Below are 335 nucleotides of genomic sequence, written 5' to 3'. Positions count from 1 at the left end.
TCGGTGGTGCTGGGGTTGGCACTGGAATGGCTGCTGTTTCGCCACTTCTACAAGCGGGACCACCTCGACCAGGTGCTGCTGACCTTCGGCCTCATTTACATCTTCGAGGAAAGCCGCTCCCTGATCTGGGGTGACGACGTGCACGCCTTGCCGGTGCCCGACCTGTTGAACTGGTCCATCCCGTTGACCGACACCCTGTCCTACCCGGTGTACCGGCTGGTCATGTCGGGCATCTGCATCCTGCTGGCGCTGGGGCTGTACCTGTTGATTTCCAAAACCCGCCTGGGCATGAAGATCCGCGCCGGCGCCTTCAACCGCGACATGACCGAGGCGCT

Annotated in this window: 1 pseudogene; it reads left to right on the top strand. The window is 62.1% G+C overall.

Annotation, left to right across the window (positions count from 1 at the left end):
* Positions 1 to 335: pseudogene (locus HA630_RS02460) on the top strand (branched-chain amino acid ABC transporter permease); the annotation flags it as partial.

The sequence above is a fragment of the Aquabacterium sp. A08 genome, assembly GCF_011742065.1.
Note: the sequence above shows the minus strand (reverse complement) of the source record. Positions and strands in the feature narration are given on the sequence as shown.